The 22,931-nt window shown below is 68.5% G+C and carries 24 protein-coding genes; 7 read left to right on the top strand and 17 right to left on the bottom strand.

Annotated elements, in window-relative coordinates; translation table 11 throughout:
* Positions 1-58: 58 nt before the first annotated feature.
* Genes J9315_RS08320 through J9315_RS08285 form a run of 8 tightly spaced genes read right to left on the bottom strand, consistent with a single transcriptional unit; the run spans position 59 to position 6,613 of the window.
* Positions 59-394 (bottom strand): metal-sulfur cluster assembly factor, encoded by a 336-nt coding sequence (locus tag J9315_RS08320; protein WP_137824023.1) that lies wholly within the window; start codon positions 392-394, stop codon positions 59-61.
* Positions 394-888, bottom strand: coding sequence for a Fe-S cluster assembly sulfur transfer protein SufU (gene sufU / locus J9315_RS08315; RefSeq protein ID WP_211979196.1), 495 nt, complete (start codon positions 886-888; stop codon positions 394-396). Before sufU ends, J9315_RS08320 begins: the two co-directional genes overlap by 1 nt.
* Positions 885-2,168: a SufS family cysteine desulfurase gene (locus J9315_RS08310; protein ID WP_211979195.1), complete on the bottom strand. Its 1,284-nt coding sequence runs from the start codon at positions 2,166-2,168 to the stop codon at positions 885-887. The genes sufU and J9315_RS08310 overlap by 4 nt, the downstream gene beginning before the upstream one ends.
* A complete protein-coding gene (gene sufC, locus J9315_RS08305; RefSeq protein WP_198498830.1) occupies positions 2,168-2,926 on the bottom strand; it encodes a Fe-S cluster assembly ATPase SufC in 759 nt (252 codons plus the stop codon). Before sufC ends, J9315_RS08310 begins: the two co-directional genes overlap by 1 nt.
* An 11-nt stretch (positions 2,927-2,937) precedes the next feature.
* On the bottom strand, positions 2,938-3,261 hold the full coding sequence (locus tag J9315_RS08300) for a non-heme iron oxygenase ferredoxin subunit (RefSeq protein WP_198498831.1): 324 nt from the start codon (positions 3,259-3,261) through the stop codon (positions 2,938-2,940).
* The gene (sufD, locus tag J9315_RS08295; RefSeq protein WP_211979194.1) at positions 3,258-4,433 is read right to left on the bottom strand and encodes a Fe-S cluster assembly protein SufD; all 1,176 of its coding nucleotides are present in this window, start codon (positions 4,431-4,433) and stop codon (positions 3,258-3,260) included. The genes J9315_RS08300 and sufD overlap by 4 nt, the downstream gene beginning before the upstream one ends.
* A 33-nt stretch (positions 4,434-4,466) precedes the next feature.
* A complete protein-coding gene (gene sufB, locus J9315_RS08290; protein ID WP_137824018.1) occupies positions 4,467-5,897 on the bottom strand; it encodes a Fe-S cluster assembly protein SufB in 1,431 nt (476 codons plus the stop codon).
* On the bottom strand, positions 5,894-6,613 hold the full coding sequence (locus J9315_RS08285; protein ID WP_137824017.1) for a helix-turn-helix domain-containing protein: 720 nt from the start codon (positions 6,611-6,613) through the stop codon (positions 5,894-5,896). The genes sufB and J9315_RS08285 overlap by 4 nt, the downstream gene beginning before the upstream one ends.
* A gap of 119 nt (positions 6,614-6,732) precedes the next feature.
* Here J9315_RS08285 and J9315_RS08280 point away from each other — a divergent pair, with 119 nt between their 5' ends.
* From J9315_RS08280 to J9315_RS08265, 4 genes are read left to right on the top strand one after another with little or no spacing between them, the layout of a single operon-like run.
* Positions 6,733-7,668, top strand: a complete 936-nt coding sequence (locus J9315_RS08280; protein WP_211979193.1) for an ABC transporter ATP-binding protein — start codon at positions 6,733-6,735, stop codon at positions 7,666-7,668.
* Complete coding sequence (locus J9315_RS08275; RefSeq protein ID WP_249121058.1) at positions 7,665-8,450, top strand: ABC transporter permease; 786 nt, start codon at positions 7,665-7,667, stop codon at positions 8,448-8,450. Before J9315_RS08280 ends, J9315_RS08275 begins: the two co-directional genes overlap by 4 nt.
* A 14-nt stretch (positions 8,451-8,464) precedes the next feature.
* Entirely contained in the window at positions 8,465-9,370 is a 906-nt protein-coding gene (locus J9315_RS08270) for a COX15/CtaA family protein (protein ID WP_211979192.1), read from the top strand.
* Positions 9,333-9,797, top strand: coding sequence for a VOC family protein (locus J9315_RS08265; protein WP_211979191.1), 465 nt, complete (start codon positions 9,333-9,335; stop codon positions 9,795-9,797). The genes J9315_RS08270 and J9315_RS08265 overlap by 38 nt, the downstream gene beginning before the upstream one ends.
* Before the next feature lie 221 nt (positions 9,798-10,018).
* On the opposite strand, the gene J9315_RS08260 is transcribed toward J9315_RS08265, so the two are convergent.
* Together J9315_RS08260 and J9315_RS08255 are read right to left on the bottom strand one after the other, a co-directional pair.
* Complete coding sequence (locus J9315_RS08260) at positions 10,019-11,005, bottom strand: heme o synthase (RefSeq protein WP_137824014.1); 987 nt, start codon at positions 11,003-11,005, stop codon at positions 10,019-10,021.
* 11 nt (positions 11,006-11,016) lie between these two features.
* Positions 11,017-11,514: a hypothetical protein gene (locus tag J9315_RS08255; RefSeq protein ID WP_211979190.1), complete on the bottom strand. Its 498-nt coding sequence runs from the start codon at positions 11,512-11,514 to the stop codon at positions 11,017-11,019.
* 225 nt (positions 11,515-11,739) lie between these two features.
* On the opposite strand from J9315_RS08255, the gene tkt reads away from it, so the two are divergent.
* The 3 genes from tkt to J9315_RS08240 are packed head-to-tail and all read left to right on the top strand — an operon-like array spanning position 11,740 to position 16,537.
* Complete coding sequence (gene tkt / locus J9315_RS08250) at positions 11,740-13,824, top strand: transketolase (protein ID WP_211979189.1); 2,085 nt, start codon at positions 11,740-11,742, stop codon at positions 13,822-13,824.
* Positions 13,821-14,924: a transaldolase gene (gene tal / locus J9315_RS08245; RefSeq protein ID WP_211979188.1), complete on the top strand. Its 1,104-nt coding sequence runs from the start codon at positions 13,821-13,823 to the stop codon at positions 14,922-14,924. Before tkt ends, tal begins: the two co-directional genes overlap by 4 nt.
* On the top strand, positions 14,921-16,537 hold the full coding sequence (locus J9315_RS08240; protein ID WP_211979187.1) for a glucose-6-phosphate isomerase: 1,617 nt from the start codon (positions 14,921-14,923) through the stop codon (positions 16,535-16,537). The genes tal and J9315_RS08240 overlap by 4 nt, the downstream gene beginning before the upstream one ends.
* 113 nt (positions 16,538-16,650) lie before the next feature.
* Here J9315_RS08240 and secG read toward each other — a convergent pair whose 3' ends face one another.
* From secG to rapZ, 7 genes are read right to left on the bottom strand one after another with little or no spacing between them, the layout of a single operon-like run.
* Positions 16,651-16,896, bottom strand: coding sequence for a preprotein translocase subunit SecG (gene secG / locus J9315_RS08235; RefSeq protein ID WP_137824009.1), 246 nt, complete (start codon positions 16,894-16,896; stop codon positions 16,651-16,653).
* Between the two features lie 44 nt (positions 16,897-16,940).
* Positions 16,941-17,726, bottom strand: a complete 786-nt coding sequence (tpiA, locus tag J9315_RS08230; protein ID WP_211979186.1) for a triose-phosphate isomerase — start codon at positions 17,724-17,726, stop codon at positions 16,941-16,943.
* Between the two features lie 12 nt (positions 17,727-17,738).
* Entirely contained in the window at positions 17,739-18,959 is a 1,221-nt protein-coding gene (locus tag J9315_RS08225; protein ID WP_211979185.1) for a phosphoglycerate kinase, read from the bottom strand.
* A complete protein-coding gene (gene gap, locus J9315_RS08220) occupies positions 18,956-19,957 on the bottom strand; it encodes a type I glyceraldehyde-3-phosphate dehydrogenase (RefSeq protein ID WP_198498843.1) in 1,002 nt (333 codons plus the stop codon). The genes J9315_RS08225 and gap overlap by 4 nt, the downstream gene beginning before the upstream one ends.
* Before the next feature lie 9 nt (positions 19,958-19,966).
* Complete coding sequence (gene whiA / locus J9315_RS08215) at positions 19,967-20,950, bottom strand: DNA-binding protein WhiA (protein ID WP_137824005.1); 984 nt, start codon at positions 20,948-20,950, stop codon at positions 19,967-19,969.
* A gap of 26 nt (positions 20,951-20,976) precedes the next feature.
* Positions 20,977-21,972: a uridine diphosphate-N-acetylglucosamine-binding protein YvcK gene (gene yvcK, locus J9315_RS08210; RefSeq protein ID WP_211979184.1), complete on the bottom strand. Its 996-nt coding sequence runs from the start codon at positions 21,970-21,972 to the stop codon at positions 20,977-20,979.
* 1 nt (position 21,973) lies between these two features.
* Positions 21,974-22,858, bottom strand: a complete 885-nt coding sequence (rapZ, locus tag J9315_RS08205) for an RNase adapter RapZ (RefSeq protein ID WP_137824003.1) — start codon at positions 22,856-22,858, stop codon at positions 21,974-21,976.
* Positions 22,859-22,931 lie beyond the last annotated feature (73 nt).

Genomic DNA, 22,931 nt, shown 5'->3' with positions numbered 1-22,931 from the left:
GAGGGAGGTGCGGACGGACGTCCGCGTGACGAGTTCGGGTGCAGTCCGCCCGAGTCGCTCAGATGTTGAACCCGAGGGCCCGCATCTGCTCGCGGCCGTCCTCGGTGATCTTCTCCGGACCCCATGGCGGCATCCACACCCAGTTGATGCGGTAGGCCGGGACGATGCCGTCGAGGCACTGCGCGGTCTGGTCCTCGATGACGTCGGTGAGCGGGCAGGCCGCCGACGTCAGGGTCATCTCGATGACGGCGGTGCCGTCGTCCTCCACGGCGAGGCCGTAGATGAGTCCGAGGTCGACGATGTTGACGCCGAGCTCGGGGTCGACGACGTCCATCATCGCTTCGCGCACTTCGTCGACGCTCGCGTTCTGCGGTGCATCAATGACTTCGGGCATCACTTCTCCTCGTCTTCGGTCGGTGCGTGTTCCGGTGCTCCCGCCTGGGCCTGGCTGAGCGCGTCCTTGAACGCCATCCAGGCGAGCAGGGCGCACTTGATCCGTGCCGGGAACTTCGACACTCCGGTGAACGCCGCGGCGTCGCCGAGTATTTCCTCGTCGGCCTCGAGAGTCCCCCGGGAGTGCATGAGCTCGTGGAAAGCCGCTTCGATCTCGAGCATCTCGGACACCGTCGCCGAGGCGGCGAGCTCGGTGAGCACGGACGCCGAGGCCATCGAGATCGAACATCCGTCCCCGGTCCACCGCACGCTCACGGTGCCGTCGGCGGCGAGTTCGGTCTCGAGCTCGATCTCATCCCCGCAGGTCGGATTGACCTGGTGGGAGTGCCCGTGCGGCCCGGGGGCCGAATCGCCGAGCAGCGCGGCGTTGCCGATCCGCGACCGCGAGTGGTCGAGGATGACCTGCTGGTAGAGCTGCTGCATCTGGGTGGTCATGATGCCTGCGCCTTCTCCGCGGCCGGCGTGTCCGCGAGACCGAAGAACGGACGCACCTCAGCCAGCGCGGTGAGGAAGCGCTCGACATCCTCGCCGTTGTTGTAGAGGTACGTGCTGGCCCGGGTCGAGGCGGTCACCCCGAACCGGCGGTGCAGCGGCTGCGCGCAGTGGTGGCCCACACGCACGGCCACGCCCTGCGAGTCGAGGTACTGGCCGACGTCGTGGGCGTGGACGCCGTCGACGTCGAAGGCCACGGTGCCGATCCGGTTCTCGGCATTGCCGAGGACCCGGATCCCCGGGATCTGCGCGATCCGCTCGAGCAGCTGCCGGCCGAGCTCGACCTCATGGTCGAAGACCCGGTCGAGCCCCACCTCGGTGAGGTAGCCGATGGCCGTCGCGAACGCCGCGACCTCGGCCACCGGCTGAGTGCCGGCCTCGAAGCGCTGCGGGGCGGGCATGAACTCCGCCGAATCCATCGTCACGGTCGTGATCATCGAACCGCCGGTGAGCACGGGCGGGAGCGCATCGAGGAGCTCGGCCTTCCCCCAGAGCACGCCGAGGCCGGTCGGCCCGAGCGCCTTATGGGCGGAGAAGGCGGCGAAGTCGACGTCGAGGTCGGTGAAGTCGACCGGCATGTGCGGCACCGACTGGCACGCGTCGAGGACGACGAACGCCCCGACCTCCCGGGCCCGGGCGACGAGCTCGGCGACCGGGTTGATCGTGCCCAGCACGTTCGAGACGTGGGTGAACGCGAGCACCTTCGTCGTCTCGTCGACGATCGTCTCGAGGTCGGTGAGGTCGAGCTCTCCGTCATCGGTGACCGGGATCCACCGCAGCTGCGCCCCGGTGGCCTGCGCGAGCTGCTGCCAGGGGACGAGGTTCGCGTGGTGCTCCATCTCGGTGACGACGATCGAATCGCCCTCCCCGATCGCGAACCGCTGCGCGGCCTCTCCCCCGAACCCGTGGCTGGCCCGGTCGATGCCGAGGGCGACGATGTTGAGCGCCTCGGTGGCGTTCTTCGTCCACACGACCTGGTTCGGCGCACCGCCGACGAGGTTCGCCACGGCCTCCCGGCCGGCCTCGAACGTGTCGGTGGCCATGACGGCGAGCGTGTGCGCACCCCGGTGAACGGCGGCATTGCGCTGCGTGAAGTACTCGGTGAACGTGTCGATGACGCATTCGGGCTTCTGCGACGTCGCTCCCGAGTCGAGATAGGTCAGCGGCGACTCCCCGACCCTCGCACGGAGGATCGGGAAGTCGCCCCGGAGCCGAGAGAACATCAGACCGCGGACGAGAGGAAGCGGTCGTAGCCCTCGTTCTCGAGGCGCTCGGCGAGTTCCGGTCCGCCCTCCTCGGCGACCTTGCCCTTGACGATGACGTGGACGAAGTCGGGCTTGATGTAGCGGAGGATCCGCGTGTAGTGGGTGATGAGGAGGACGCCGACGTCGGTCGTCTCACGGACCCGGTTGACGCCTTCGGAGACGATGCGCAGAGCGTCGACGTCGAGGCCGGAGTCGGTCTCGTCGAGGACGGCGAACTTCGGCTTGAGCATCTCCATCTGGAGGATCTCGTGGCGCTTCTTCTCACCGCCGGAGAAGCCCTCGTTGACGTTGCGGGTCGCGAACTCGGGGTCGACGCGCAGCTGCTCCATCGCCGACTTGAGGTCCTTCGTCCAGTTGCGCAGCTTCGGAGCCTCGCCGTCGATCGCGGTCTTGGCCGAGCGGAGGAAGTTCGTCACGGTCACGCCGGGCACCTCGACGGGGTACTGCATGGCGAGGAAGAGACCGGCCTTGGCGCGCTCGTCGACGGTCATGTCGAGGACGTCCTCACCGTCGAGGGTGACGGATCCGCCGGTGACTTCGTACTTCGGGTGACCGGCGAGCGAGTAGGCCAGTGTCGACTTGCCCGAGCCGTTGGGGCCCATGATCGCGTGCGTCTGGTTCGAGTCGATCTCGAGGTTGATGCCGTTGAGGATCGGCTTCGCGCCGGCCTCGGTGTTGACGCTGACGTGCAGGTCGGAGATTTTCAGTGTGGACATGATTATCCTTTTCAGTTCACAGTCGTGTTCGGGTCGAGCAGGATGCGGCCGGCGATCTCCTGGCACGGGTAGACCGCGACGGGTTCGAAGGCCGGGGGGCTCAGCGGCTGGCCGGTGTTGAGGTCGAACTGGGAGCCGTGCAGCCAGCATTCGATGGCGCAGCCCTCCACCTCGCCCTCGGCCAGGGACACCTCGCCGTGGGTGCACAGATCGTCGATCGCGTGGACGACTCCGAAGGAGTCGCGGGCCAGGCAGATCTCGCGGTTCTCCACGTCGATCCGCAGCGCGCTGTCGAGTGCCACATCCTCGGAGGCGGCCACGTCGATCATCGTCACAGAACGCTCCGGGACAGTTCGTCCTCGATGCGGGCCGAGAGGACCTCTTCGATCTCCGGCACCTGGATCTTCTGGATGACCTCGTTGAAGAAGCCGCGGACGACGAGCTGGCGGGCGACGTCCTCGGGGATGCCGCGCGACATCAGGTAGAAGAGGTGCTCCTCGTCGAAGCGACCGGTCGACGAGGCGTGTCCGGCTCCTTCGATGTCACCGGTCTCGATCTCGAGGTTCGGCACGGAGTCCGCGCGCGCCCCATCGGTGAGGATGAGGTTGCGGTTGAGCTCGTACGTGTCGATGCCGAGCGCCTCGGGGCGGATGAGGACGTCGCCGATCCACACGCTGCGCGCGTCCTTGCCCTGCAGGGCGCCCTTGTACATGACGTTCGACGTCGCCTTCGCGGTGTTGTGGTCGATGTACGTGCGGTGCTCGAGGTGCTGGCCGGCATCGGCGAAGTAGAGGCCGAGAAGTTCGGCCTCGCCGCCGTTGGCCGAGTAGCGGACGTTGGCGTTGAGCCGGACGATGTCACCGCCGAGGGTGACGACGATGTGCTTGAGCTTCGCGTCCTTGCCGACGATCGCATCGTGCTGGCCGAGGTGCTGCGAACCGTCGTCCCACAGCTGCAGGGAGACGAAGGTGAGGTCCGCGCCGTCGCCGACGACGAGGGAGACGAGCTCGGAGTAGCGGGTCAGGCCCTCGTGCTCGACGACGATCGTCGCCTTCGCGTTCGCCCCCACGGACACGACGACATGGCCGTGGACGAGGTCGGTGCCGGTGCCGTCGGCGTGGATGACGACCGCCTCGGTGAGCTCCGTGTCAGCGGGCACCGTGTAGTGGGTGACGGTGGCCGTGCGGTTCGCGGCCACAGCGGCCGCGCGGTCCTCGGGTTCGAGGATGCCGAGCTCCTGGGCGGCCTCGAGGCTGATCTCCTCGACGGTGACGCCGGCAGGCAGTTCGCCGGTGACGCTCAGGCGCGCTTCACCGGGCGCATCGGCGAAGAAGTCGCTGAGCTTGCGCACGGGCGAGAAGCGCCACTCCTCCTCCCGGCCGGTGGGCACGGGGAAGTCGGCGACGTCGAAGCTGCGGGTGCGCGCGTCGCGCTTGGCGTCGGGCACGTGGACGCCCGCGCCGTGCGAATGCTCGGAGACGCCGAGCGGGTTGGTGGTGTCAGTCACAAAATCTCCTTAAGCGTGCAGTCGGTCGCGGGCTCAGCCCACGGCGCCTTCCATCTGCAGTTCGATGAGGCGGTTGAGCTCGAGGGCGTACTCCATCGGCAGCTCACGGGCGATCGGCTCGACGAAGCCGCGCACGATCATCGCCATCGCCTCGGTCTCCTCGAGGCCGCGGGACATGAGGTAGAAGAGCTGGTCCTCGCTCACCTTCGACACGGTCGCCTCGTGGCCGAGCGTGACGTCGTCCTCACGGATGTCGATGTAGGGGTACGTGTCCGACCGGGAGATGTTGTCGACGAGCAGGGCGTCGCAGAGCACGTTGTTCGACGAGCCCTCGGCACCCGGGTAGACGTGGACGAGTCCGCGGTAGCCGGCGCGACCGCCGCCGCGGGCGACGGACTTCGAGACGATCGAGGACTGCGTATGCGGGGCGGCGTGGACCATCTTCGCACCGGTGTCCTGATGCTGGCCCTCGCCGGCGAAGGCGACCGAGAGCGTCTCGCCGCGAGCGTGTTCGCCCGTCAGCCAGATCGCCGGGTACTTCATCGTCACCTTCGAGCCGATGTTGCCGTCGACCCATTCCATCGTCGCGCCCTCTTCGGCGATCGCACGCTTCGTCACGAGGTTGTAGACGTTGTTCGACCAGTTCTGGATCGTCGTGTAGCGGACGCGGGCGTCCTTCTTCGCGATGATCTCGACGACGGCGGAGTGGAGCGAGTCCGTCTTGTAGATCGGGGCCGTGCAGCCCTCGACGTAGTGGACGTACGAGCCTTCGTCGGCGATGATGAGCGTGCGCTCGAACTGGCCCATGTTCTCCGTGTTGATGCGGAAGTAGGCCTGCAGCGGGATCTCGACGTGGACGCCCTTGGGGACGTAGATGAAGGATCCGCCCGACCACACGGCCGTATTCAGCGCCGAGAACTTGTTGTCACCCGACGGGATGACCGAGCCGAAGTACTCCTCGAAGATCTCCGGGTGCTCCTTGAGACCGGTGTCGGTGTCGAGGAAGATGACGCCCTGGCTCTCGAGCTCCTCGTTGATCTTGTGGTAGACGACCTCGGACTCGTACTGCGCGGCGACGCCGGCGACGAGGCGCTGCTTCTCCGCCTCCGGGATGCCGAGGCGGTCGTAGGTGTTCTTGATGTCCTCGGGCAGGTCCTCCCACGACTGGGCCTGGCCCTCGGTGGAGCGGACGAAGTACTTGATGTCGGCGAAGTCGATTCCCGAGAGGTCGGCGCCCCAGTTCGGCATCGGCTTCTTCTCGAAGAGCTTGAGCGCCTTGAGGCGACGCTGGAGCATCCAGTCCGGTTCGTCCTTGAGCTTCGAGATGTTGCGCACGACGTCTTCGTTGAGACCGCGAGCCGCTGCGGCTCCGGCATCGTTCTCGTCGTGCCAGCCGTATGCGTACTGCCCGAGGTCTTTGAGCTCGGGGTTCGCCTCGATGATCGGATTGCTTGTGTCAGTCATCGTGAACCTCCTTGAGGTCGATCGATTGAGTGGATGAGGGGCCTGGTGAGTTCCGAGGTCGGAATGTGGGTCGTGCAGACGTGGTCACCGTGGGCGAGCGACGAGAGTCTTCTCACATCGACGCCGAGGTATTCCGAGAACATCGCGAGCTCTGCTTCGCAGATCTCGGGGAACTCGGCGGCCACGGATTGGATCGGACAGTGTCCTTGGCACAGCTGCATCGCCTCGAGTGACGTGCCCGCCGCGACCGGTGTCGCCGAGGCGGCGTAGCCCTCACGGGTGAGCGCTGAGGCCAGGGCCCGCGAGCGTGACGCCACCGACGTCCCGCCCCGCTTCTCGAGTTCTCCGCCGAGGCGGTCGCGCAGCTTCGCGACGAAGTCGTCGGAGAAGTCGACGACCGCGTCCTCCCCCATCCGGTCCTGGAAGAACCGGAGGATGTTGACGGCGAACTCGTCGTAGGACCGGCTGAGCTCGTCGTGGCCGCGCGAGGTGACTACGTAGTGCCGCGCCGGTCTCCCCCGCCCTGCCTGCTTCCCGGCGAGACCGCGGACCTCGATGAGTCCTTGGCCTTCGAGCGCGTCGAGGTGACGACGGATCGCTGCCGGGGTGAGCTCAAGGCCTTTTGCCAGCGCCGAGGCGGTGATGGGACCGTCGTCGAGCACGGAGCGGAACACCTTCTGCCGGGTCCTGCTGTCGTCCGCGTCGTTCGCAGTCATAGTCCACCTCCCTTGACTAACACAACACTATTGTTGCGTAAATTGTTTCGTAAAACTAGGTGAGCCTAACTGAAGGCGCGGTTTCGACGGGACGTTTCGACCGGTCGTAGAATGGTCGGGTGGCACAATCGGCACTCCTCATCCGTGGGCTGCGCTATTCCTACGGCGCGCACCATGTCGTCGACGGCATCGACCTCGACGCCCGCGTCGGCACCGTCCTCGGCGTCCTCGGCCCCAACGGGGCGGGCAAGTCGACGACGATCGCGCTGGCTGTCGGCTCGAAGCGACCCGACGCCGGAACCGTGGAGATCTTCGGCCGCGACCCCTACCGCCGTCACGAGGAGACCGCGCAGCTCGCCGGGGTCATGCTCCAGGACGGTGGCCTGCCGATGAGCGCGAAGCCGCTCGCCGTCCTCCGCCACCTCGCCGCTCTCTATCCCGATCCGCGCCCGCTCGACGAGCTCGTCGAACCGCTGGGCATCCGCGAGTTCGCCAACCGGTCGATCCGCCGGCTCTCCGGCGGACAGCGGCAGCGCGTGGCCCTTGCCGCCGCCCTCATCGGCCGTCCCCGCATCGTCTTCCTCGACGAGCCGAGCGCCGGCCTCGACCCGCAGGCCCGTGAGGTCGTCCACGAGGTGATCGGCGATCTCGCCGCCTCCGGGGTCAGCGTCGTCCTCACCACCCATGACCTCGCCGAGGCGGAGAAGCTCGCCGAGGACATCGTCGTCATCGACCGCGGCAGGATCATCGCCCGCGGTGCCCCCGCGGAGCTGCGCGGCGCCTCGGCGGCCGGTCGTCGGCTCGTCATCACCGTGCCCGACGCTCCCGACCCCTCCACCGACGCCGGACGGGAGCTGACGTCTGCCCTGACCGCCGTCGCCCCCGCCTCGGTGCAGGGCACGCTCATCGTCGCCGCGGGCAACCTCGACAGCGCGCGCATCGCCGCCCTGTGCACGGTCATCGCCGAGGCGGGGCTGACGATCGGGGACATCAGCATGCAGTCGCAGTCGCTGGCCGATGTCTTCTTCGAACTCACGGGGAGGCCGCTGCGATGAGCGAGACGACAGTCAGCGGCACGGGTGCCTCCCAGCCGTCCCCGGCGCCGGGCATGCGCGCCCGCCGCGTATTCGCGCAGGCGAAGTTCGAGACCGCAGCCGTGCTCCGCAACGGCGAACAGCTCCTGCTCGCGCTCATCCTCCCGCTCGGGCTCCTCGTCTTCCTCACGACGACTCCCCTGCTCGACGCGCTCGGCGCGATCCCGCCGGGCGGTGACCGGCTGAGCATCGCCCTTCCCGGCACCCTCGGTCTCTGCCTGGCCTCGACGGCATTCACCGGACAGGCGATCGCCACCGCCTTCGACCGCCGCTACGGGGTGCTCGCCCAGCTCGCGACGACGCCGCTGGGGACAACGGGGCTCATCCTCGGCAAGCTCGGGGCGGTCATCGGCGTCGTCGTCATCCAATTCGCCCTCGCGTTCGGCATCGCCGGGATCCTCGGCTACCGCGGCGGACTCGACATCCTCGCGCTCATCATCACCACGATCCTCGGCACTGCGACGCTGCTCGCGCTCGGCCTCCTCATGGCGGGCACGCTGCGCGCCGAGGCGACCCTGGGCGCTGCCAATCTCGTCTGGGTCCTCATGGCCGGTGCCGGCGGACTCGTCCTTCCCGCCACCGGCGAATGGGGAACCATCGTCGGCTGCCTTCCCTCCGGTGCCCTCGGGGACGCGATGCGCGCGAGCCTCGCCGGCACCTGGGACTTCACAGCTCTGATCGTGCTCCTCGTCTGGAGCCTGGTGGGAGCGCTTGCCGCACGCAGGTGGTTCCGCTTCGAATGAACACAGGAATGCGCATGAGAAACCAAGAGACCAGAATCCGCTTCGCCGCGTGGGCGATGCTCATCGCCCAGGCCGGCATCATCTTCACCGGCGGCATCGTCCGCCTCACCGGATCCGGTCTGGGATGCTCGGACTGGCCGAAATGCACCCCGGATTCCCTCGTCGCCACCCCGGAGATGGGCATCCACGGGGTCATCGAGTTCGGCAACCGGCTGCTCGCCGTCGTCCTCGCCCTCATCGGCGTCGCGATCCTCGTCCTCCTCTGGCGGATCCGGAAGGAGCGCAAGGACCTCTTCTGGCTCAACATCGCGCTCACTGCGATCGTGCCGGTCCAGGCGGTCATGGGCGGGATCACCGTGTGGACGAAGCTCAATCCCTGGGTCGTCGCCGGGCACTTCGTGCCCTCGGCCATCGCCGTCGGTGTCGCCGCGTACTTCGTCCGCCGCACCTACGACACCGGGGTGCGCACCGGCGAGAAGGCACCGTCGCCGCTGCCGGCACTCGGGTGGGCGATCCTCGCGCTCACCGCGGTCATCGTCCTCTTCGGCGTGCTCACCACCGGCGCAGGCCCGCACTCCGGGTCGACGATCTCGACCCGCAACGGCCTCGACAACATCTGGATCACCCGCCTCCACGCGTTCCCGGTGTGGCTGCTCGTCATCGCGACGATCGTCGCTCTCGTCTACGCGCGCAAGCGCTGGGCCCCGATGGTGCGCCCGCTCGTCGTCCTCCTCATCGTCGAGCTCGCGCAGGGTCTCATCGGCTACATCCAGTACTTCACCGGCGTCCCGTGGGTGCTCGTGGCATTCCATATGATCGGTCTCTCGGCTACGATCGCAGCCAGTGTCGCTGTGCTCGACAGCGCGTACCCGAGGAGAACCCATGTCAACGCCGATCGTCCCGTGTCTGTGGTTCACTGACCGCGCCGAGGAGGCGATGGAATTCTACTGCACCGTCTTCCCGAACTCCCGCATCGTCTCGATCGAGCGATACCCCGATGAGAGTCTCGACGAGCATTTCGCGGGGATGAGCGGCAAGGTCATCACCGGCGTCTTCGAACTCGACGGCAACCGCTTCATCTGCCTCGACGGCGGACCCGCGTTCACCTTCAACGAGGCGATCTCCCTGACCGTCGAATGCGCCGACCAGGCGGAGATCGACCACTACTGGCAGGCGCTGTCCGCGGTGCCCGAATCCGAGCAGTGCGGCTGGCTCAAGGACAGGTACGGGATCAGCTGGCAGATCGTGCCGAAGAACCTCGACGAGCTGATGACCGGCGACGCTCAGGTGCGCGCGCTCATGGGAATGAAGAAGATCGTCATCGCCGAGCTCGTCGCCGCCGGCTGACGCGCCGCCTCGGTCGTCGGGATCACGCTCGCTCCCGCTGCGCGCATCCCTGGGCCTCAGCAACAACCTCGGCGAGACTGCACCACCCGGAGACCCACGGACAACCTCGGCGCGTATGCACCACCCTCAGCTCCGCAACTCCTCCACGCAGCGATGAGAACACCGCGGGCACGGGTGGTGTGTGGACCGTCAGGTGCGGGGTGGCAGATACCTGCCGCGGATCACCAGAGGCTGGGCAGCAGCGGGGTGACGAACGGGTCGACGGCGACGGCGAGGAAGAGCACCGACAGGTACGTGATCGAGCCGTGGAAGACCTTCATCGCCCGCAGCGAGGTGCCGCTGAGGCCCTTCTTCGCGCGAGACACGAGCTGGTAGCACGACCAGAGGAACCAGGCACCGGCGAGCACCGCGACGGCCGTGTAGACCGGTCCCATCGGGGCGACGGGGATGAGGACGAGCGAGGTGAGCACCATCGCCCAGGCGTAGAGGATGATCTGGCGGCCCACCGAGGTCGGCGGGACCTTCGACGGCAGCATCGGCACACCGGCAGCGTCGTAATCGGCCTTGTACTTGATCGCGAGCGGCCAGTAGTGCGGCGGCGTCCAGAAGAAGATGACGAGGAAGAGGATGACCGGCTCCCACGACAGCCCGCCGGTCACCGCCGACCAGCCGATGAGCACCGGCATGCAGCCGGCCGCGCCGCCCCACACGATGTTCTGCGTCGTGCGGCGCTTGAGGACGAGCGTGTAGAAGACCGCGTAGAGGAGGATCGCCGAGGCGGTCAGTCCTGCCGTCACCCAGTTCGTGAATCCGCCGAGCCAGAAGATCGACCCGATGCCGAGGACGAAGGCGAAGATCAGGGCTGCACGCGGCGAGATCTCCCCGGTGACGAGCGGACGGTGCTTCGTCCGATCCATCTTCGCGTCGATGTCGCGGTCGACGTAGCAGTTGAACACCGATGCCGAGGCGGCAGCGGCGGCCCCGCCGATGAGGGTGTTGAGGACGAGCCAGAGATTCGGCATGCCGTTGGCGGCGAGGAACATCACCGGGGCGGTGGTGACGAGGAGGAGTTCGATGACCCGCGGCTTCGTCAGGGCGATGTAGGCGCCGATGATCGATCGGGGTTTCTGCGAGTGTCGAGCTTCGTCGATGGTCCTCTGCAGAGGTCGTTCACTCTGCGTGCCCGGGTTCTGACGAAGTTCACTCACGAGAGACGATTCTACTCTGTGTCGAATGAATTTCCAGTTGGGGTCGGGCGAGTCGCCCTGTCATCGGGACCGAGTGCGCGGTCATCGGGATCATCTGCGCGCTCACGGCGTCGCCGGACAAGCACCGCGACGGCCCCGACCACCAGCCCCACTACGGCGAGTGCGGCCCACAGGACCGCCGCGAGGACGAACAGTCCGAGCCCCGCGAGGGGATCTTCGAGTGTGAGCATGTCGACATCGACGACGATGCCGAAGGCTCCGGCGAGGACTGTGAAGGCCACCGCCGCCCACCAGATGAGACCGGCAGGTCGGGCGATCGCGAGGACGATGAGGAGGACGAGGAAGGGGCCCGCGCCGAGGAGGAAGGCGAGCAGCCAGCTCCCGACCGCCTCGGTGCCAGTGCCGTTTCCGAAGGGCTCGACGAAGAGGGTCGTGAAGACGATCCGCTCGACGAGGACGAGGACGGTCAGGCTGATGCCGAGGTTCCGGAGTGCCCGGGCATGGCGCACGGGTGATCGTCGAGGCAGGGTCGGGTGCTGGGGACTGCGGGGAATGGGGAGGTCTCCTTGACGTGGGCGGGCGACGTGGACGTGCCGGCGGTGGGAGGGCAGCACAGTGGGGACACTGCCAGCGCAGCGACCGTATCACCACGTGTCCGGACCGGGAGGGTCCGGCCGGTGCGCGGTAGAGTTTGAGAGGACGCATCGCCGACGACAGAAGGAACGCTCTCAGACATGAATGCCCTGTCCTGGACAGACCTCGACTCCCAAGCAGTCGACACCGCCCGCCTCCTCGCCGCTGACGCCGTGCAGAAGGCCGGAAACGGACACCCCGGCACCGCGATGAGCCTCGCTCCCGTCGCCTACTACCTCTACCAGAAGGCCCTCACCCTCGACCCGTCCGATCCCACGTGGGTCGGCCGTGACCGCTTCGTCCTCTCCCTCGGCCACAGCTCGCTGACGCAGTACGTCCAGCTCTACCTCGCCGGCATCGGCCTCGAGCTCGACGACCTCAAGGCGCTGCGCACCTGGGATTCGCTCACCCCCGGCCACCCCGAGGTCGGACACACTCCCGGTGTCGAGATCACCACGGGCCCGCTCGGCTCCGGTGTCGCCTCGGCGGTGGGCATGGCGATGGCCTCCCGCCGCGAACGCGGACTCTTCGATCCCGACGCCGCCCCCGGCACCTCGCCGTTCGATCACGACATCATCGTCCTCGCCTCCGACGGCGACATGGAGGAGGGCGTCTCCGGTGAGGCCTCCTCGCTCGCCGGCACCCAGGAGCTGTCGAACCTGATCGTCATCTGGGACGACAACCGGATCTCCATCGAGGACGACACCGCGATCGCCTTCGGCGAGGACACTGCGGCGCGCTATGAGGCCTACGGCTGGCACGTCCAGCACGTCGACTGGACTGCCGACGGAGAGTACACCGAGGACCTCGACGCCCTCCACGCCGCCGTCAAGGCCGCTCGCGCCGACTCCCGTCCCTCCTTCATCCGCCTCTCGACGATCATCGCGTGGCCCGCGCCGAACGCCCGGAACACGGGGGCCGCCCACGGTGCCGCCCTCGGTGAGGACGAGGTGCGGGCGACGAAGGAGCTGCTCGGCTTCGACCCCGATGCGAACTTCGCGATCTCCCCCGAGGTGCTCGAGCACACCCGGACCAGCGCCGAGGAGCGCGGTCGCGCCGCTCACCTCGCGTGGAAGGAGAAGTACGCGGCCTGGCGCGACGCCAACGGCGAACGCGCCGCACTCTTCGACCGGCTCGCCACCCGCACCCTGCCCGAGGGCCTCGACGGAGACTTCCCCGTCTTCGACGCCGACGCCAAGGGCATCGCCACCCGCGCCGCCTCCGGCCAGGTGCTCAATGCGATCGCCGCCCGGATGCCCGAGCTCTGGGGCGGATCGTCCGACCTCGCGGGGTCGAACAACACCCTCATCAAGGCCGACCCGAGCTTCCTGCCCACCGACCGCTCGACGGACACGTTCACCGGCAACCCGTACGGACGCAACATCCACTTCGGCGTCCGCGAGTTCTCCGCCGGCCTCATCGGCAACGGCATCGCACTTCACGGCGGGACCCGTCCCTACAACGGCACGTTCCTCGTCTTCAGCGACTACCAGCGACCGGCCGTGCGCCTGGCCGCCATCCAGAAGCTGCCGAACATCTTCGTGTGGACCCACGATTCGATCGGCCTCGGCGAGGACGGCCCCACCCATCAGCCCGTCGAGCACCTCTCGGCGCTGCGGGCGATCCCCGGCCTCGACGTCGTCCGCCCCGCCGATGCCAACGAGACCGCGGTCGTGTGGCGGAAGATCCTCGACCGCACCGACGGCCCCAGCGGCCTCATCCTCAGCCGGCAGGCCGTGCCGACCCTCGACCGGACGAAGTACGCACCGGCCTCCGAGGCGGCCCGCGGAGGCTACGTCCTCCTCGACACCGGCGACGACCCGCAGGTCGCGATCATCGCCACCGGCTCGGAGGTCCAGCTTGCGATCGCCGCGGCCGAGGAGCTCGAGACCAAGGGGATCGCGGCGCGCGTCATCTCGATGCCGAGCCAGGAATGGTTCGACGCCCAGGACGAGGACTACCGCGACGCCGTCCTCCCCCGGTCGCTCAAGGCCCGGGTCAGCGTCGAAGCGGGATCGGCGATGAGCTGGCACCGCTACCTCGGCGATGCCGGGCGCGCCGTGTCCCTCGAGCACTTCGGCGCCTCAGCCGATGCCAAGACGCTCTTCGAGAAGTTCGGCATCACTGCCGAGGCGGTCGTCGCCGCGGCCGAGGAGTCCATTGCAGCAGCGAAGGGAGAAGCATGAGCGAGAACCTCACCCGCCTCACCGAGGCAGGAGTCTCGGTGTGGCTCGACGACCTGTCCCGCACCCGGCTCGAGTCCGGTGACCTCCAGACCCTCATCGACGAGTCGTCGGTGACCGGGGTGACGACGAACCCGACGATCTTCGCCACCGCGATCGCCGGCTCCGACAGCTACGACGGCGCACTCTCCGACCTCGCCGCCTCCGGTGCCGACGTCGAAGAGGCCATCGAAGCCCTGACCACCGAGGACGTCGCGGCAGCTGCCCGGCTGCTGCGGCCCGTCTACGACGCCACCGACGGCGCCGACGGACGCGTCTCGATCGAGGTCCCCCCGCCGCTGGCCCGCGACACCGCGGGAACGGCGTCGGCGGCGACGATCATGTGGGAGCGGGTCGGCGAGCCGAACGCGATGATCAAGATCCCCGCCACCGAGGAGGGACTGAGCGCGATCGCCGACACCATCGGCGCCGGGATCAGCGTCAACGTCACGCTCGTCTTCTCGCTCTCCCGCTACCGGCACGTCGTCGAGGCGTACCTCCAGGGACTGGAGAAGGCGCGGGCCGCCGGTCACGACCTCTCGACGATCCGGTCGGTCGCCTCGATCTTCGTCTCCCGCGTCGATGCGGAGATCGACAAGCGCCTCGCCGCCGTCGACGATCCGGCCGCCGCGGAGCTCGCCGGTCGCGCGGGCATCGCCAACTGCGTGCTCGCCCATGAGATCCACTCGCAGCTCTTCACCTCCGAGCGCTTCCGCGTCCTCGAACTCGCCGGGGCCCGCCCGCAGCGGCTCCTGTGGGCGTCGACCGGAGTGAAGAACCCCGACTACCCGGACACGATGTACGTCACCGGTCTCGTCTCCCCCGACACCGTCAACACGATGCCCGAGGCGACGCTGCGCGCCTTCGCCGACCACGGCGAGGTCGGGGCTCCGATCGCCGCTGAGGACTACCGGGCCGCCGACGAGGTCTTCGACCGGCTCGCCGGTCTCGGCATCGACTACGCCGATGTCATGACCGTCCTCGAGACCGAGGGCCTGGAGAAGTTCGACGTCAGCTGGACCGAGCTCCAGGGCACTGTCCGCCGGGCATTGGAGCGCGCATGAGAGTCGAGCTCAGCGTCCCCGTCAGTGCGGAGTTCGAGGCCGAACTCGACCGTCTGCTCAGCGCCCGGGTGCCCTCGCGGATCGCGGCGCAGGACGCGAGCGTCTTCTCCGACTCCGTCGCCGCCGATCGTCTCGGCTGGGTCGATCTCGCGGGCCGGGCCGGTGAGCTCGTCACCGAGATCGAGGCGCTGCGCGACGATCTCGCCGCGCAGGGTCTGCGCTCGATCAGCCTCACCGGCATGGGCGGCTCGTCGCTCGCCCCCGAGGTGATGGCGGCGTGGGCCGGGGTCGACCTCGAGATCGTCGATTCGACCGATCCCAATCAGGTCGCCGAGGCGATCGGCACCGACCTCGACCACACCGTCCTCGTCATCGCCTCGAAGTCGGGGACGACGATCGAGACCGATGCCATCCGGCGCGCGTTCGCCGCGGCCTTCGAGGCCGTCGGCATCGACCCGGCCAGCCGGTTCATCGCGATCACCGATCCCGGGACCGAACTCGCTGAGCTCGCGAGTGCCGAAGGGTACCTCGCGACGTTCCACGCCGACCCGAACGTCGGCGGTCGGTTCAGTGCCCTCTCCCCGTTCGGCCTCGTCCCCGCCGGTCTCGCCGGGGTCGACATCCGCCGGATCGTCGAGTCCGCGGCGGGCATCGCCGCCGACCTCGGCGCTGACAGCCCGGACAACCCGGCGCTGCGGTTCGGCACCTGGCTGGGCATCGCCCACGCCCGGGCCACGGAGAAGCTCGTCCTCGCTCCCACCTCGGCGGCCCTTGCCGGTCTGGGAGCCTGGGTCGAGCAGCTCATCGCGGAATCGCTCGGCAAGGACGGGCAGGGGATCCTCCCCGTCGTCCTCGACGAACCCGGTGATGTCGGCTTCGCCGACGCCCGCGCCGATGCCCTGCTCTGCACCCTCGGCCCGGCCACGACGATCGGCGCGCCCTCGGGCTTCAATGCCGAGGTCGACGGCGATCTGGGCGAGCAGTTCCTCTTCTGGGAGTTCGCCACCGCGATCGCCGGCTACAGCATCGGGGTCGACCCGTTCGATCAGCCGGATGTCGAGGCGGCGAAGGCGTTCGCCCGGGAGGCCCTCGACACGGGCACCCACGCCGAGGAGATCCCGGCGTTCGTCGACGGCGCCGTCGAGGTCTACGGCGACATCGATGAGGCCGACGACCTCGTCGGGGCCCTCCGTGAGCTCTTCGCACAGGTCGACGAGTACGGCTATGTCGCCATCCAGGCCTACCTCGATCGGCTCGGCGACGCCGAGGCGGTCGACCTCCGTCCGCTCGTCTCCCGGCACGCCGGGGTGCAGACGACGTTCGGCTTCGGCCCGCGGTACCTCCACTCGACGGGCCAGTACCACAAGGGCGGTCACCCCAACGGCGTGTTCCTCCAGATCACCGCCGACCCGCGCACGGAGCTCATCGTGCCCGGCCGCGGCTACGGGTTCGGTGAACTCGAGCACGCGCAGGCGCTCGGCGATGCCGCGGCCCTGCGGGCGAAGGGGCGTCCGGTGCTCCGGGTCCACCTCACCGACCGGGCCCGCGGGCTCGCACAGCTGCGCGACGCCGTCGCCGAGGTCGCCCCGCACCACCACTTCGGAGTCGACTGACGTGCGAGTCGGCTGACCTTCGAGTCGGATGCCCTGCGCGTCGCATGACCGCACGACGAAGGCCCTCACCGGTGTCGGTGAGGGCCTTCGTCGGTTCTGCGTTCGGTCGGGTCTCAGCTGTTGAAGCGCGTGATGAGTCCGAGGAGGATGATCGACGCGCCCCAGACGATCGCCATGAGCGCGGTGAACCGGTTGAGGTTGCGCTCGGCGACACCGGAGGATCCCAGCGAGGAGGACATGCCGCCGCCGAACATGTCGGACATGCCGCCGCCCTTGCCCTTGTGCATGAGGATGAGCAGGGTGAGGAAGATGCTCGTGAGGACGAGCACGCCGATGAGTACGTAGGTGAGAATTTCCACGTCGAGTTCAACCTGTGTTTCTGTCAGAGGATTTGCGGTTCAGTCTACTTGCCGACGGCGGCCTTGCACAAAGCGGCGAAATCGGGCCCGCTCAGGCTCGCTCCCCCGACGAGTGCGCCGTCGACGTCGTCGGAGACGAGGATGTCGGCGACGTTGTCGGTCTTCACCGACCCGCCGTAGAGGATCCGGGTGGAGTCGGCGAGGCTGTCGCCGTACCTCTCGCGCAGGCGACCGCGGATCGCCGCGGCCATCTCCGCGGCGTCAGCCGCCGTCGCCGTCTTCCCCGTTCCGATTGCCCACACGGGTTCGTAGGCGACGACGAGGCCGCTGAGCTCCTCGGCCGAGAGGCCGGCCAGGGAGTCGTCGAGCTGGCCCAGGGTGAAGTCGACGTGGGTGCCGTCCTCGCGTTCGGCCAGGGATTCGCCGACGCAGAGGATGGGGGCGAGGTCGTGGCCGAGCGCGGCCTTGACCTTCGCGGCGACGACATCCGAGGTCTCGTGGTTGTCGGCGCGGCGCTCACTGTGCCCGACGACGACGTACGAGCAGCCGAGGCGGGAGAGGAACGACGCGGCGATCTCCCCGGTGTGCGCGCCCGGTTCGTGGCGGGACACGTCCTGGGCGCCGTAGCGCAGCCACAGCTTGTCGCCCTGGACGAGCGTCTGGACGGAGCGGATGTCGGTGAACGGCGGGACGACGACGACCTCGAGCTGGGAGTCGTCGAGCTTGGCGTCCTCGAGCGCCCATGCGAGCTTCTGCACCGTCGAGATCGCCTCGAGGTGGTCGTGGTTCATCTTCCAGTTGCCGGCGAGCAGCAGTGTGCGGTCAGTCATGATGGGTCGTCCTCACGCGAGAGCGTCGATGCCGGGCAGGGTCTTGCCTTCGAGGTACTCGAGGCTCGCCCCGCCGCCGGTGGAGATGTGGCCGAATTCGTCGTCGGAGAAGCCGAGCGCCCGCACGGCGGCCGCGGAGTCTCCTCCGCCGACGACGGTGAGCCGGTCGGCGCGCGCGCCCTCGGCGGTGGCCGTGAGCGCGGCGGCCACGGTCTTCGTGCCCGCGGCGAAGGCCGGGAACTCGAAGACGCCCATGGGGCCGTTCCAGAACACGGTCGCGGAGTCGGCGATCACCTCGGCGTAGGCCCGTGCGGTGTCGGGCCCGATGTCGAGGCCGAGTCCCTCGGCCCCGGCTGGGGTGTCCTCGAGGCGGTCGACGGGGCGCACCCAGTTCTCGGCGTCGGGGGCAAAGGAGGCGGCCATGACGATGTCGGTGGGGAGCATGATCCGCGCCCCGCCCTGCTCGGCCCGGTCGAGGTAGCCCTTGACGTCGTCGATGCGATCCTTCTCGACGAGGCTCGCACCGATGTCGTGGCCGAGCGCGGCGAGGAACGTGAAGACCATGCCACCGCCGATGAGGAGGTTGTCGGCCCGGTCGATGAGGTTGTCGATGACACCGAGCTTGTCGGAGACCTTCGAACCGCCGAGGACGACGGTGAAGGGCCGCTGCGGCGAGTTGAGGAGACGGTCGCTGACCTCGACCTCAACCTGGACGAGCGAACCGGCGTAGTGCGGCAGGAGCTGCGCGAGTTCGTAGACCGAGGCCTGCTTGCGGTGGACGACGCCGAATCCGTCGGAGACGAAGTCGTCGGCGAACTCGGCGAGCTGTTCGGCGAATGCGCGCCGTTCGGCCTCGTCCTTGGAGGTCTCCCCCGGGTTGAACCGGAGGTTCTCGAGGAGGAGGACGTCCCCGTCGCCGAGCGCTGCGACCTTCGCCTGCGCATCCTCGCCGACGGTGTCGGAGGCGAAGGCGACGTCACGGCCGATCGCAGCGGCGAGTTCGCCGGCGATCGGGGCGAGCGAGAAGTGCGGATCGGGTGCGCCCTTCGGGCGGCCGAGGTGGGAGATGACGATCACCCGGGCCCCCGCCTCGGCGAGGGATCGGATCGTCGCCGCGGATGCGAGGATGCGTCCGTTGTCAGTGATCGTCGTCCCGTCCATGGGAACGTTGAGATCGCTGCGGACGAGCACCGTCCGGTGGGCGAAGATCTCCGGGTCCGTGAATGTCCTCATTGGGGCCTTTCGCGCAGAAGGTAGCTGACCATGTCCTTGAGTCGGTTCGAGTAGCCCCACTCGTTGTCGTACCACGCGACGACCTTGACCTGGTCGCCGAGGACCATCGTCAGCTCCGAGTCGGCGATCGCCGAGGCGGTGGTCCCGACGATGTCCGTGGAGACGAGGGCGGCCTCGGTGTAGTCGAGGTAGGGCGAGTCCTCCGCGGCGGCCTTGAGGATCTCGTTGACCTCGTCGCGGGTGACCGGCTTCTTCGGGGTGAAGGTGAAGTCGATGATCGATCCCGCGGGCACGGGCACGCGGATCGCGAAGCCGTCGAGCTTGCCCTCGAGGTGGGGCATGACCTTGCCGACGGTGCGGGCGGCGCCGGTCGTCGTCGGCACGATGTTGATCGCGGCGGCGCGGGCGCGGCGGAGGTCGCGGTGCGGACCGTCGACGAGCTTCTGGTCGCCGGTGTAGGCGTGGACGGTGTTGAGCAGTCCGGATTCGACGCCGATCGCGTCGTCGAGGGCCTTGACGACGGTCGCCATGCAGTTCGTCGTGCACGAGGCGTTCGAGACGACTTCATGCTTGTCCGGGTCGTACGTGTCCTCGTTGACGCCCATGACGAAGGTCGCATCGACGTCCTTGCCGGGGGCGGAGAGGACGACGGTCTTCACGGTCCCGCCGAGGTGGGCCTCGGCCTGGTCGCGGCGGGTGAAGATGCCGGTCGATTCGACGACGAGTTCGACGTCCTTCGACGTCCAGTCGATGTCGGCGGGGTTCTTCTCCGAGAAGACGGCGATCTCGCGGCCGTCGACGATGAGCGAATCCTCTCCGGCCTCGACGGTGTGGTCGAAGCGCGGCCACACGGAGTCGTAGGCGAGGAGGTGGGCGAGCGTCGCAGTGTCGGTGAGGTCGTTGATGGCGACGACTTCGAAGTCGGCACCGGGTTCGAGGGACAGGCGGAAGAGGGCGCGACCGATGCGGCCGAAGCCATTGATTGCGATTCGTCTCATGCTCGAATCCTATCGGTCTTCGAGCATGTCGGGAGTGAGACTTGCTTCAGTCCCAGGAATTCCCAATTCTTCCGCTCGCTTGTCCGCCGTCGACAGCAGCCGCCGGATGCGTCCGGCCACGGCGTCCTTCGTCATCGGCGGGTCGGCGAGCTGTCCGAGCTCCTCGAGGGAGGCCTGCTTGTGGGTGACGCGCAGCTGTCCGGCGTAGCGGAGGTGCTCGGGCACGTCCTCGCCGAGGATCTCCAGCGCCCGTTCGACGCGCGCGCCGGCGGCCACGGCGGCCCGGGCGGAGCGGCGCAGGTTGGCGTCGTCGAAGTTCGCGAGCCGGTTGGCCGTCGCCCTGACCTCGCGGCGCATCCGCCGCTCCTCCCACACGAGAACCGCGTTGTGGGAGCCCATGCGGGTGAGCAGGGCGGCGATGTCGTCGCCGTCGCGGATGACGACGCGGTCGACGCCGCGGACCTCGCGGGCCTTCGCGCTCAGGCCCAGCCGTCGGGCGGCTCCGACGAGCGCGAGTGCCGCCTCGGGACCCGGGCAGGTGACCTCGAGGGCGGAGGAGCGGCCGGGCTCGGTGAGCGAGCCGTGGGAGAGGAAGGCCCCGCGCCAGGCGGCCTCGGCGTCGGCGACGGAGCCGTTGACGATCGCCGAGGGCAGACCGCGCACGGGTCGGCCGCGGTTGTCGACGAGCCCGGTCTGGCGGGCCAGTGCGCCGCCGTCACGGGTGACGCGCAGCAGGTAGCGGTTGGAGCGGCGGATGCCGGCGGCGTTGATGACGACGATGTCGGCGAACTGGCCGTAGAGATCCTTGATCTCGCTGCGCAGGCGCTTCGCGGCCTGAGCGGTGTCGAGTTCGGCCTCGAGCACGATCGAGCCGTTGACGAGGTGGAGGGCGGAGGAGAAGCGGAAGATCGAGGACACTTCGGCCTTCCGAGCCGAGGTCCGGGTGATCTTCACCCTCGCCAGCTCGTCCTTGACCTGAGCGGTCAATGCCATTGTTCGTCCTCCTGCACGGATCGGTCCTACCACTGCTCGTCGACGTCGATCCCGGCGTCAACCAACATGTCACGGTAACATGCTGCGAGCTTGAGGCTGTCATGCTGCCCTGCCCGCCGGGAGCTGAGCGGATGCACCCGGAGTTTGGCGTCGAACATCTCCCGCGCATGGTGTTCGAGCTCCGGTTCGGAGACCACGGACGCCTCGTCGACGAGCACGTAGTCGAGGGTGAGGGCCGGGGCGTGGCGGTGCAGCGACATGAGGTGTTCGCCGAGGCTGAGGTCCCGGGTCTCCCCGTCCGAGGACGAGAGGTTGAGCGTGAGGGATTTCACCGCGTTCGACCGCACGATCGCATCGGAGAGGGAGGGCACGAGCAGGTGCGGCATCACCGAGGTGTACCACGAGCCGGGCCCGAGGTTGAGGACCTCCGCCTCGGCGACGGCTTCGACGGTCTCATAGCGGGCCGGCGGGTCCGCTGGGTCGAGGCGGACGGCTTCGACATGACCGCGGGTCGAGGCGAGCACCGACTGTCCGCGCACGACCTGGAACGAGCCGGGGAACTGGACGTCGGCTTCGATCGTCAGCGGCACCGAGGACATCGGCAGCACGCGGCCGTGGGCGCGCAGCAGCTTCGCCATCCAGTCGAGGCCGGCGACGTGGTCGCCGTGGATCTGCCAGAGGGCGGCGATGAGGAGGTTGCCGACGGCGTGGCCGTTGAGCTCCCCGCTCGATTCGAAGCGATGCTGGATGACGTCGCGCCACGTCTTGCCCCAGTTCCCGTCGTCGCAGAGCGCGGCCAACGCCATGCGCAGGTCCCCGGGCGGCAGACTGCCGAGCTCGTCGCGGAGCCGACCGGAGGAGCCGCCGTCGTCGGCGACGGTGACGACGGCCGTGAGCGATTCGGTGAGCAGCCGGAACGCGCGCAGGGCGGCGTAGAGACCGTGACCGCCGCCGAAGGACACGATCTTCGGGCCCTTGTTGATGACGGCCGGGGTGATCTGCGGGAGATCCTCGGTCTCCATGTCATTCCCTCCCCAGGTCGCGGTGGCGGACGGTGACGGGAATGCCGGTGCGGGCGGCCAGCCCCTTCGCGATGCGTTCGCTGATCGCCACCGACCGGTGCTTGCCGCCGGTGCAGCCGATGCCGATGAGCGCGTAGCCGCGGCCCTCCCGGAGGTAGCCCTGCGCGATCGTGTCGAGGGTGGCGGTGTAGCGTTCGATGAACTCCTCGGCGCCGTTCTGTCCGAGCACGTAGTCGGCGACGTCGGAGTCGAGTCCGTTGTGTCCGCGCAGGTGGGGAATCCAGTACGGGTTGGGCAGGAAGCGGACGTCGGCGACGTTGTCGGCGTCCTTGGGCAGGCCGTACTTGAAGCCGAAGCTCATCACCGTCAGCCGCAGCGGCGGGGCGTCGTCGGCGCTGAAGCGCTTGCGCACCTCGGCGCCGAGCTGGTGAACGTTGAGGTCGGAGGTGTCGATGATGATGTCGGCACGGTGCTTGAGCGATTCAAGGGCCTCGCGTTCGGCCTCGATCCCCTCGAGGAGGGTTCCCTCCCCCTGCAGCGGGTGCGGCCGGCGGGTGGATTCGAACCGGCGGACGAGGACCTCGTCGGCGGCGTCGAGGTAGAGGATGCGCAGCGACAGTCCCTGGTCGAGGAAGTCGGAGATCGTGTCCTCGAGCTCCGTGTACTTCGCCCGGCCCTTCGAGTCGGTGACGATCGCGATCTTCGGCACGGCGCCGTCGGCGCGGGCGACGAGTTCGACGAGGGTGCGCATCATCTGCGGCGGGAGGTTGTCGACGACGTACCAGTCGAGGTCTTCGAGGACATTGGCCACGGTGGTCCGCCCGGCCCCGGACATGCCGGTGACGAGGACGACCTCGATGGGGTGGTCGTCGGCCTGTGTGGTCATGCGTCCTCCTCGTGTCCCCGGCTGGCGGCGACCGCGCACGGTCGCTCATATCGAACACTACTGTAGAGCACGC

Origin of the sequence: Brevibacterium sp. W7.2, assembly GCF_018137945.1 — a bacterium.
GTDB lineage: Bacteria > Actinomycetota > Actinomycetes > Actinomycetales > Brevibacteriaceae > Brevibacterium > Brevibacterium sanguinis.
Note: the sequence above shows the minus strand (reverse complement) of the source record. Positions and strands in the feature narration are given on the sequence as shown.

Bases quoted from the DNA above. Each gene is read 5' to 3' on its own strand.
- tkt (WP_211979189.1), top strand. From the start codon at position 11,740: ATGAATGCCCTGTCCTGGACAGACCTCGACTCCCAAGCAGTCGACACC.
- J9315_RS08270 (WP_211979192.1), top strand. From the start codon at position 8,465: ATGAGAAACCAAGAGACCAGAATCCGCTTCGCCGCGTGGGCGATGCTC.
- gap (WP_198498843.1), bottom strand. From the start codon at position 19,957: ATGAGACGAATCGCAATCAATGGCTTCGGCCGCATCGGTCGCGCCCTC.
- sufB (WP_137824018.1), bottom strand. From the start codon at position 5,897: ATGACTGACACAAGCAATCCGATCATCGAGGCGAACCCCGAGCTCAAA.
- sufC (WP_198498830.1), bottom strand. From the start codon at position 2,926: ATGTCCACACTGAAAATCTCCGACCTGCACGTCAGCGTCAACACCGAG.
- tal (WP_211979188.1), top strand. From the start codon at position 13,821: ATGAGCGAGAACCTCACCCGCCTCACCGAGGCAGGAGTCTCGGTGTGG.
- J9315_RS08310 (WP_211979195.1), bottom strand. From the start codon at position 2,168: ATGTTCTCTCGGCTCCGGGGCGACTTCCCGATCCTCCGTGCGAGGGTC.
- sufU (WP_211979196.1), bottom strand. From the start codon at position 888: ATGACCACCCAGATGCAGCAGCTCTACCAGCAGGTCATCCTCGACCAC.
- tpiA (WP_211979186.1), bottom strand. From the start codon at position 17,726: ATGACTGACCGCACACTGCTGCTCGCCGGCAACTGGAAGATGAACCAC.
- J9315_RS08285 (WP_137824017.1), bottom strand. From the start codon at position 6,613: ATGACTGCGAACGACGCGGACGACAGCAGGACCCGGCAGAAGGTGTTC.
- J9315_RS08225 (WP_211979185.1), bottom strand. From the start codon at position 18,959: ATGAGGACATTCACGGACCCGGAGATCTTCGCCCACCGGACGGTGCTC.
- J9315_RS08240 (WP_211979187.1), top strand. From the start codon at position 14,921: ATGAGAGTCGAGCTCAGCGTCCCCGTCAGTGCGGAGTTCGAGGCCGAA.
- rapZ (WP_137824003.1), bottom strand. From the start codon at position 22,858: ATGACCACACAGGCCGACGACCACCCCATCGAGGTCGTCCTCGTCACC.
- J9315_RS08320 (WP_137824023.1), bottom strand. From the start codon at position 394: ATGCCCGAAGTCATTGATGCACCGCAGAACGCGAGCGTCGACGAAGTG.
- J9315_RS08275 (WP_249121058.1), top strand. From the start codon at position 7,665: ATGAGCGAGACGACAGTCAGCGGCACGGGTGCCTCCCAGCCGTCCCCG.
- yvcK (WP_211979184.1), bottom strand. From the start codon at position 21,972: ATGGAGACCGAGGATCTCCCGCAGATCACCCCGGCCGTCATCAACAAG.
- J9315_RS08265 (WP_211979191.1), top strand. From the start codon at position 9,333: ATGTCAACGCCGATCGTCCCGTGTCTGTGGTTCACTGACCGCGCCGAG.
- whiA (WP_137824005.1), bottom strand. From the start codon at position 20,950: ATGGCATTGACCGCTCAGGTCAAGGACGAGCTGGCGAGGGTGAAGATC.